This window comes from uncultured Neisseria sp. (assembly GCF_951230505.1).
In the GTDB taxonomy this organism is placed as follows: Bacteria; Pseudomonadota; Gammaproteobacteria; order Burkholderiales; family Neisseriaceae; genus Neisseria.
Genome location: NZ_CATNVN010000066.1, coordinates 1 through 9497 on the forward strand (window position 1 = coordinate 1; position 9497 = coordinate 9497).

The window sequence follows — 9497 nt, forward strand, 5'->3', positions numbered from 1 at the left end:
ACGGCATCCATCCACAAGAATTTTTCGATTTCTGCTTCAACATCATAGCCGGCATCAATCACGGTTTCTTTTACATTGTGTCCAAGTGCGGTCAAAACTTCTTTCGCTTTTTTGTGAAGCGTGTGGTTTAACTCACCATGCGAATGGCCGAAATCTTTACCACCGTCTAATAATAAAATATTCATTTGACTCTCCTAAACCAGGCAATTCTAACAAAGAGGGGCTGCTATTATGCCGTTTTAGCCTTTATTTTGAAAGTGTGGCCGTCTGCACATCTTAAGCCACGCAACGTAAAATCAGAATATCCCGTGAATTTTTTCGGTCAACTGTTTTACGAGGATTTGTTCGTAGATAATTTGGACTTAGGCAGACTAAATGACCTAAAAGAAACAGCCAATAGAGAAAAGCTAAAATTTATTTCAACGAGAAACGTATCATCCTTCTGAATACACGGATTGAATAATTTATAAGGGTACTGATTACAAGATAGTTATTACCTATTGAAAGATATTAAATAATTATCAATTTAGCATATCTCTACCTGAACATTAGTCCCCTTACCTACCCAACTACAAAGGCTGGGCCAAATCGTTTTCCGTGTTGTAGCTGATAAAATCCTGCTCATGAGGGAAATGGACAACCCGCGCGCGCTGTTGCTGCAACCAGCCGCGGATGCTGCGCATTCCTGAATAAAGGTATGGCACGGTGCTTTGCAGGATTTGCGGCCGGATAAACATCACGCTGTAATGCGGTCTGGCCGGGGTTTCAACATAAAATGCATTGCACAACGGCGTGCGTTTGGCGATGGTCTCAAACTGGGAAACCAAGTTTTCAGGCAGGCGGGGCATATCGCAGGAGACGATAAGCAGCCAGTCTGCAGTAGCAATTTGCAAATCGTTGGCGGCGGTACACAAGGCGGCTAAAGGGCCGTAATGTTGCCATTGGCGTGCATCGGAGAAAACGTGCGCGCTGCGTTGGGCGTAGGATTCGAGATTGCGGTTGGCACTGATGGCGATATGACTGACTTGCGGGCGGATTTTTTCGATAACGTGGTCTATCAAGGCTTTGTTGTGCCACTGCACCAACCCTTTATCGACACCTCCCATCCGGCTTCCCTGCCCGCCGGCCAATATCAGTGCAAAAATTTTCATTTTGGTAGTCCTTTGCAAAGCAGAGTGTGTAAGTGTTATTCGCGATGTTGTATTTATGGAATAAGTTTTTAAGGCTTCAGGCCGTCTGAAACCTGATTTTGTGATTTAATTCACTTAAGATGAATTTTATCATAACATGATTTTACATTAAACCCCTGTTTTTTCTTATCATAACCATACAATTATTTTAGACAGGTTGTTTATAGGCCGAAAGAATGATATTTTTATAAGATTATCGGATTAGTCTTCCTGCGTGCTTTATGCGTTTATTCTCCGGATCTTCAGACGGCCTGAGCCTGTCCTCGCGTTTAAAACTACTGACTGTGTTATGGGTCGGCTCGGCTTTTTTATCGATTGCCTTTACCCTGCTGCTTTCTTGGCGTTTAGAAAGCGCGGCTAAAACGATTGAAGATGCGGGCAGCTTGAAAATGCAGGTGTATCGTTTGGCTTATATGGCAAGCGTCCGTACGCCCAATGCGCAAATTGACAACCAAATCAAAGAATTTGAACGTACGCTGGCCAATGTAACGCAAAGCGATGCCATTCATCCGCTGATTCCGTCACAAATGCCGCTGGCTTACGATTTGATCCAATCGATGCTGTTGATTGATTGGGAATCCAACATCAAGCCTTCTTTGCAACATTACGAACGGCCGACCCAAATCGGCCTATACCGTTTTGCCGGCAATATCGAGCTGTTTTTACAAGCGATGGAAAACGCCAACGAGCAAAATACTTTGTGGCTGCGCCGTTTTCAAATGGCGATGATGCTGATGATTTTAGTGGCCGCCGGCTTGATGATTGTTTGGCATTATTCGTGGATCATCCGGCCGCTGGAAAAATTGCGCGACGGGGTAGAAACCATCAGCGAAGGTCGTTTCGGGGTGCAAATCGATACAGACCAAATTCGTGAATTCGCCCAAGTCAGCAAGGGCTTCAACCAAATGAGCCGCCGTCTGAAAACGCTTTATACGGATTTAGAAGGACAGGTTGCCCAACAAACCCAAGACTTGGCCCGGCAAAACCGTGACTTGACCCTGCTCTACCAGACTACGCGCAACCTGCACCAAACCTTTACGCCGCAACAGGCCGCAGAAGAATTTTTGGCTCAGATTCTGCCGGCGTTTTCCGCTTTGGGCGGTACGGTATATCTTTCCGATGAAGAACGCAAACGCTCTGACTTGGCGGCAAGTGTCGGTGAAACCGAAGAGGGAAATCGTGTAGAATTCCCAATCGTTTACCAAGACGAACAGCTCGGTGTATTGGCCCTGTATTTTTCAGACGGCCATATGCCTGATGAGCAAGACGAAAGACTGCTGCATACTTTAAGCGGGCAGCTGGGGATTTCCATCGCCAACAACCGCATGGAACAAGAACGCCGCCTACTTGCTGTCTTGCAGGAACGCAACTTGATTGCACAAGGTTTGCATGACAGCATTGCACAAGCCCTGACCTTTTTGAATTTGCAGGTGCAAATGTTGGAAAGCGCGTTTGCTTCAAACCAACGCGAGCAGGCTGAAGAAAATATCGGCTTCATTAAAGACGGCGTGCAGGAATGCTATGAAGACGTCCGCGAGCTTCTGATGAATTTCCGCACCAAAATCAGTAATAAAGATTTTCCTGAAGCGGTAGAATCGCTGCTGGCGCGTTTTGAACGACAAACCGGTATTCCAGTTGATTTAAAATGGCAGGACGATGGGCAGGCTTTGAACTATGATGAGCATTTGCAGATCATCTTCATCTTGCAGGAAAGCCTGTCCAATATTCGGAAGCACGCGCGTGCGCAACATGTCAGCGTCGAAATTGCCAACCACGGCGATTTTGTCATGACGATTCGGGACGACGGCGCAGGCTTTAATAAAGAACACCTATCAAACCGGCCTTCAGGCGAACATGTCGGCTTGGGCATTATGCAGGAACGGGCCCAACGGATTAACGCAGAATTGGCCATCACATCGCAGATTGGGCAAGGTACGGCGGTTATGCTGACTTTGCCGCAACAAATGAGAACAGCATCATGACGATTAAAATTACCCTTATTGACGACCACACCCTGTTTCGCAGCGGCATCAAAGCCCTGCTCTCTCGCCAGCCTGATTTTGAAGTCGTCGGCGAAGCTTCAGACGGCCTGGCCGGCGTAAAAATGGTCGAACAGCTCAAGCCTGACGTAGTTTTGCTGGACTTGGATATGCCGGTCATGAACGGCCGCGAAGCACTGGCTCAAATTCTGAGCATCAATCCGCAGCTGACCGTCATCATGCTGACTGTTTCCGAAGACAGCGACGACTTGACCGAATGTATGCGTATGGGTGCAAAAGGCTTTTTGCTGAAAAACATCAACGCCGACTTCCTCTTGGAAAGCATCCGAAAAGCTGTCGACGGAGACAATGTATTCTCCCCTGAAATGACCAGCCGCTTGGTGCAATCGCTGATCTCCCCTTCTCCTTCCCGCTCCGACCACCTGCTGGCGCAGCTGACCCCGCGCGAAATGGAAATCTTGGGCTACCTTGCCGCCGGACACAGCAATAAAATCATTGCCCGCCATTTGAACTTGGCTGAGTCTACCGTCAAAGTGCATGTTCAAAACCTGTTGCGCAAGCTGAATCTAAGCAGCCGCGTTCAAGCTGCGGTTTATGCGGTGCAACACAAAGTACCGCAACCGGAATTGTCTTAAAAAGGCCGTCTGAACCTGAAACCTTGTTGTAGAAAGGTTTCAGATAAAGCGTTTATTCGCTATAATCACGCCGATTTGTAAGCAGGGTTGTCTGATTTTTTCAGACGGCCTTTTTATTTGATTTTTCACTGATTTAAAACGATATGTCTGAAAACATTCCAGAAAATACGCCTGAAAATACCGTTCCTGAAGAACACAAACGCAGCATCCGCAGTTTCGTTTTGCGCCAAGGCCATATGACCGCGGCCCAACAGCGCGCCATCGATACGATGTGGCCGCAATTCGGTGTGGACTTCCAAGAAGCCCCTTTGGATTTGAACCGCACTTTTGGACGGGACAACCCTAAAGTTTTGGAAATCGGTTTCGGTATGGGCGTCGCAACGGTGGAAATCGCCAAACGTCTGCTCGATACCGACTTTTTAGCGATTGATGTTCACGGCCCGGGCGTTGGCAATATCTTGAAGCTGATTGAGGAAGAACACATTTCCAATATCCGCGTGATGCGTCATGATGCGGTGGAAGTGGTGGAAAAGATGCTGGAAGACGATTCTTTAGACGGCATTCATATTTTCTTCCCTGACCCTTGGCACAAAAAACGCCACAACAAACGCCGCTTGGTGCAAGTGCCGTTTGTTGAAAAGCTGCTGCCCAAACTCAAAAGCGGCGGCTATGTCCACATGGCGACCGATTGGGAAGAATACGCCGTGCAAATGCTGGAGGTTTTGAGCAGTTTCGATGCTTTGCAAAACACGGCTGCCGATTACGCCCCTACGCCTGATTATCGTCCTGAAACCAAGTTTGAAGCCCGAGGCAAGCGATTGGGTCATGGCGTTTGGGACTTGGTGTTCCGCAAAAAATAATCCAAAACTTAAAACACAAGGCCGTCTGAAAAGTTTCAGACGGCCTTTTATCTTACTGATTAAGCCAAGAAAAGTTTATAGGCCGGATTGTCGGTTTCTTCTTTATAGACATAACCCAAGCTATCCAAGAAGTCGGCAAAAGCCTCATTATCGCTTTCCGGCACATCGATACCGACCAAAATACGGCCATAGTCTGCGCCATGGTTGCGGTAATGGAACAAAGTAATATTACACTCGGCACGCATATGGTTCAAGAAACGAGACAACGCACCCGGGCGCTCAGGAAATTCAAAGCTGACCAAACGTTCGTTGGCTACTTTTTCCGTACGGCCGCCGACCATGTAACGGATATGGATTTTGGCGATTTCATCATTGGTCAAATCGACATTGGGCAAGCCTGCTTCAGTCAGTTGTGCGCCGATGACGGCTAAGTCTTGCGCACCGGCAGTTTGCAAACCGACAAAAATATGCGCATTTTTATCGCTGCCGTAGCGATAGTTGAACTCAGTAATGTTCCGGCTTCCCAATAAATTGATAAACTTCAGGAAGCTGCCCTTTTCTTCGGGAATGGTAACAGCGAAAATGCCTTCGTTGCCCTCACCCAGCTCACTACGCTCTGAAACGTGGCGTAAGCGGTGGAAGTTCATGTTAGCGCCGCTGGTAACGGCAACCAGGTTTTGGCCTTGGATATTGTTTTTCGCAACGTAAGCCTTCAGGCCGGCAAGTGCCAATGCGCCCGCAGGCTCGGTAATGCTGCGCGTATCGTCAAAAATATCTTTAATCGCGCCGCACAACATATCCGTATTGACCGTAATAATCTCGTCCAGCAGCTCTTTACACAGGCGGAAGGTTTCATCACCCACCACTTTAACCGCCGTGCCGTCTGAAAACAGACCGACATCTTTCAAATGTACGATTTCCCCTGCTTCTACCGATTGCTTCATACAGCAAGAATCATCGGTTTGCACGCCAATCACTTTAATCTCAGGGCAAACCTGTTTGATAAATGCCGCTACGCCTGCTGCCAAACCACCGCCGCCAATTGGAACAAAAATTGCATTGATATTGCGGTGTTGTCGGAGGATTTCCATGCCGACAGTTCCCTGACCGGCAATCACATCAGGATCATCAAACGGCGCGATATAAGTCAGTTTTTCCTTTTCTGCCAACTCCATCGCATAATCATAGGCGTCGTTATAAGACACGCCTTTCAATACCACTTCGCCACCGCGGCTCTTGACCGCGTCAATTTTGATTTTGGGCGTTGTTTCCGGCATCACGATGACGGCGCGGCAACCCAAATACTGCGCCGATAAAGCCACACCCTGCGCATGGTTGCCCGCGCTTGCTGCAATTACGCCGCAATCCAAGGCTTCTTTCGGCAGCTTCGCCATTTTGTTGTACGCACCGCGAATTTTGAACGAAAACACCGGCTGCAAATCTTCGCGCTTGAGCAAAACCTGATTGTTCAGACGGCCTGACAGACTGCGCGCCAAATCTAAAGGCGTTTCTACGGCTACATCATAAACGGAAGCGGTCAAAATACGGGTTAGATAATCAGAAAGAGGAAGGGAATGGTTCATGGTATTTTAGTGTTCGGAAATAAATTGCAATTCGGTCAAATCGACCGGAGGAAAAAGTTAAAACCATACCCCTGAGGCCGTCTGAAGGCAAGAAAAATCTTAGCAAAGCCTAAATGAGACGGTATAATGTCCGCTTAATATCTATTTAATATGCCAAACTGTTTGCTTCATAACAGTATCCACTCATATTCAAATCCACAAATAATGATGAAAAAAACGCTACTTAGCTTAATTTTTGCTGCCCTCCTGAATACTCCTGCCCTCGCTGCCGACCCAGCTGCATCCGCACCTGCCGTACAAAGCGAGGCTCAAACGCAGCCGCTGCTGCACAGCATCAACAGCCCGACAACGCCGCCGGAAATCGCGGCAACCGCCTACATCGTTACCGACCTGCACAGCAAGCAAACCTTGGCATCCAACAATGCCGACGCGCCTATCGAACCTGCCGCGTTGACGCAAATGATGACCGCCTACCTTGCCTTTAAAGCACTGGAAAACGGTACGCTTGAAGCAGGCCAAATGCTGACAGTTTCCAATGCTGCATGGAAAGTCGAAGGTTCGCGCATGTTCCTCGACCCCAAAGTTCCTGCCAGCGTCAGCGATTTGATTAAGGGTACAACCATCCAATCGGCCAACGATGCCGCCATCACCCTTGCAGAAGCCATCGGCAACGGCTCTATCGATGAATTCGTCAAACAAATGAATGAAGAAGCCAAACGCTTGGGCATGAAGCACACCCACTTCAACAACCCGACCGGCATTTCTTCTAACGGCCATGTTTCAACCGTTGGCGACTTGGCCATTTTGGCAGCCGCGCTAATTAACGACTATCCGAAATACTATCCTTTGTTTGCAAACAAATCTTTCAAATACAATAATATCGAGCAGCCTAACCGCAATCTTCTGCTCTATCGCGACAGTAGTATCGACGGTTTGAAAACCGGCTATTCTGAAGGCGCAGGCTATCACCTTGCCGCTTCCAGCAAACGCAACAACCGCCGTATTGTTTCCATCCTTGCCGGTGCCGAATCTACCGAAGCGCGCGCCAGTGAAAGCAGCAAACTGCTCAACTGGGCGTTGCAGGCATTTGATACGCCCAAACTTTATAACGGCGGAGAAGTAATTTCCCAAGTAAAAGTTTACAAAGGCAGCACCAGAGCCGTAGATATCGGCTTCTTGGACGATGTTTACATTACCATTCCCCACGATACCGGCAAAAACGTCAAACCAATCTTAGAAACGCTTCAGCCCGTCCTCGCCCCGATTGAAAAAGGCCAAGTATTGGGCAAGCTGAAAGTCATGAAAGACGGCAAAATCATTGCCGAAAAAGACGTCGTCGCCCTGACCGGCGTGGAAGAAGGCAGCTGGTTGCGCCGTATGTGGGACGCGATTGTGTTGTGGTTTAAAGGTTTATTCAGTTAATCCTCTTTCTATCAAAACATAAATAAAGGCCGTCTGAAACCTATTTTCTAGATTTCAGACGGCCTTTATTCAGCCTAAAAGACAGCTAATTAGATGATTCCAGCGTTGGCGGTAGATGCTGTGTCATCATGAACATCAACCGTATCGACAGACGAGTAGCTCATGCGGTCAGTATGCGTATTGACGTCTGACAAATTACTGATATTGCCATTACCTGACAACCTACCCATCAACTCTTGCAGGCTCAATGTGCCTTCATCGAAACGGAAGGTATCAATCACAGCATCAGTTTTACCGGAAACGAATTGGTCATTGATGGTTATGCTGTCCCCTTCTGATCCCTTGATGGTCATTTTCCAATCGATATTGCCTCGAACATCAGTGATGGCATCAATATGCAGGTCATTAACAGAGATATTTTGGCCGAATTGCAGTGCATTATGTTCGCCCACATTATCGGTAATCGTATCCTTACCTTCTCCAAGGCTGAAAACATAAGTATCGGCACCCTTACCGCCTACCAAGTAATCGGTTCCTTGTCCGCCGAATAAAACATCGTTACCATCGCCGCCATTCAAATAGTCATCGCCACTTTCTCCCCATAGGGTATCATTACCATTTTCCCCATAGACAGAGTCATTACTCATACCGCCATTGAGACGATCGTCTCCATCATAACCGGAAATGATGTCATTACCTGAATCGCCGTTAATCATATCATGGCCCAAACCGCCTCTGATACGGTCATTACCATCGCCGCCACTGATAGAATTGTTGCCATTTCCTGTAATAGTAATGATGTCATCACCTCCCCAGGCATAGATAGTGTCATTACCATTTTTACCATCAATTCTGTCAATACCACTCGTACCATCGATATGATCATCCGCTTGTGTACCTTTAATATTGGTTACAGTTACAGTTTCATATCCAGGAGTATTACCATGAATATATGATTTATCAATGACATAGCGTTTTTCTTCATAAACAGATGTTGTAACATGGTCTGCATCACTCGCTACTGTATTATTTCCACTAACTGCATCATTTGCATTAATAAAAACTGTAGTATCATTTATTGATGTATTAAGATCATCAGGTATGGTATTACGAATTGTTGTAATGTCTCGTTTCGACAAATTATCAATAATCGTATTTCCTTCAATTCTAATATTATTTAGTTCTCCTCTTAGTGGCATATTATGAATCTTATCTTCATAGTCTCGGCCCTCTTCTAAATCAATAGAACCTTTAATGCGACCATATGCATCGGTATTAGTACCATTACTAACAAATAAATTATTATGAATGTTAATGCCTGGATCGTTAAGATCAAAATTATGGCCACTAAATACAGTATTAACTCGTACGCCACTCCAATTAGCATTATCTTTGATAAGGTTATTGGCTACTTCATGACCTTTACCGCCAAAGATACCAATACCTGCTGCACGCCAGCCTAATTCAACGGTATTATTCAAAAAGCGGTTATTTTCAGCAACATGGGCATTGATATTCTCATGATGGCTTGACCATGTCGCTAAGTTATCATCACCATTGCCACGAATATTGGAATTGATAACGGTGGAATTGCTGGTACCTTGGGCAAAGTTAACACCATCTGCCAAGTTATTGCGAATAGTGGCATTAGAAATAGTCAAACCATCAGTGTAATTTAAAGGTTTGTTTTGAGAATAATCTCCAATCCATACGCCAGCTTCAAAATGTTCGATTTTGATATCGTGAATAAAAGAGCCAGTACCTAAAGTGCCGGATATCCCTTTATAATTGGCTTTCTCATCATGTC

At 46.4% G+C, this 9497-nt stretch carries 6 protein-coding genes and 2 pseudogenes; 4 read left to right on the forward strand and 4 right to left on the reverse strand.

Annotated features, from left to right (window positions below):
* Both Q1M25_RS05605 and mobA read right to left on the reverse strand, forming a co-directional pair.
* Window positions 1–185: pseudogene (locus Q1M25_RS05605) on the reverse strand (NAD(P)H-dependent oxidoreductase); the annotation flags it as partial.
* A 384-nt stretch (window positions 186–569) separates the two neighbouring features.
* Window positions 570–1151, reverse strand: a complete 582-nt coding sequence (gene mobA, locus Q1M25_RS05610) for a molybdenum cofactor guanylyltransferase MobA (RefSeq protein WP_107857051.1) — start codon at window positions 1149–1151, stop codon at window positions 570–572.
* A gap of 260 nt (window positions 1152–1411) precedes the next feature.
* On the opposite strand from mobA, the gene Q1M25_RS05615 reads away from it, so the two are divergent.
* From Q1M25_RS05615 to trmB, 3 genes are all read left to right on the forward strand, one after another.
* On the forward strand, window positions 1412–3172 hold the full coding sequence (locus tag Q1M25_RS05615; RefSeq protein ID WP_300482694.1) for a histidine kinase: 1761 nt from the start codon (window positions 1412–1414) through the stop codon (window positions 3170–3172).
* The gene (locus tag Q1M25_RS05620) at window positions 3169–3825 is read left to right on the forward strand and encodes a response regulator transcription factor (protein WP_003746785.1); all 657 of its coding nucleotides are present in this window, start codon (window positions 3169–3171) and stop codon (window positions 3823–3825) included. The genes Q1M25_RS05615 and Q1M25_RS05620 overlap by 4 nt, the downstream gene beginning before the upstream one ends.
* A 143-nt stretch (window positions 3826–3968) precedes the next feature.
* The gene (trmB, locus tag Q1M25_RS05625) at window positions 3969–4685 is read left to right on the forward strand and encodes a tRNA (guanosine(46)-N7)-methyltransferase TrmB (protein WP_254344436.1); all 717 of its coding nucleotides are present in this window, start codon (window positions 3969–3971) and stop codon (window positions 4683–4685) included.
* A 59-nt stretch (window positions 4686–4744) separates the two neighbouring features.
* Here the strand turns inward: trmB and ilvA are convergent, their stop codons facing one another.
* A complete protein-coding gene (ilvA, locus tag Q1M25_RS05630; RefSeq protein ID WP_300482718.1) occupies window positions 4745–6268 on the reverse strand; it encodes a threonine ammonia-lyase, biosynthetic in 1524 nt (507 codons plus the stop codon).
* A gap of 204 nt (window positions 6269–6472) precedes the next feature.
* On the opposite strand from ilvA, the gene Q1M25_RS05635 reads away from it, so the two are divergent.
* On the forward strand, window positions 6473–7690 hold the full coding sequence (locus Q1M25_RS05635; RefSeq protein WP_300482721.1) for a D-alanyl-D-alanine carboxypeptidase family protein: 1218 nt from the start codon (window positions 6473–6475) through the stop codon (window positions 7688–7690).
* 89 nt (window positions 7691–7779) lie between these two features.
* Here Q1M25_RS05635 and Q1M25_RS05640 read toward each other — a convergent pair.
* Window positions 7780–9497 (reverse strand): annotated as a pseudogene (locus Q1M25_RS05640) (type 1 secretion protein); the annotation flags it as partial.

Coding starts and splice junctions, on each gene's coding strand:
- Q1M25_RS05635 (WP_300482721.1), top strand. CDS start 6,473: ATGATGAAAAAAACGCTACTTAGCTTAATTTTTGCTGCCCTCCTGAAT.
- Q1M25_RS05615 (WP_300482694.1), top strand. CDS start 1,412: ATGCGTTTATTCTCCGGATCTTCAGACGGCCTGAGCCTGTCCTCGCGT.
- mobA (WP_107857051.1), bottom strand. CDS start 1,151: ATGAAAATTTTTGCACTGATATTGGCCGGCGGGCAGGGAAGCCGGATG.
- ilvA (WP_300482718.1), bottom strand. CDS start 6,268: ATGAACCATTCCCTTCCTCTTTCTGATTATCTAACCCGTATTTTGACC.
- trmB (WP_254344436.1), top strand. CDS start 3,969: ATGTCTGAAAACATTCCAGAAAATACGCCTGAAAATACCGTTCCTGAA.
- Q1M25_RS05620 (WP_003746785.1), top strand. CDS start 3,169: ATGACGATTAAAATTACCCTTATTGACGACCACACCCTGTTTCGCAGC.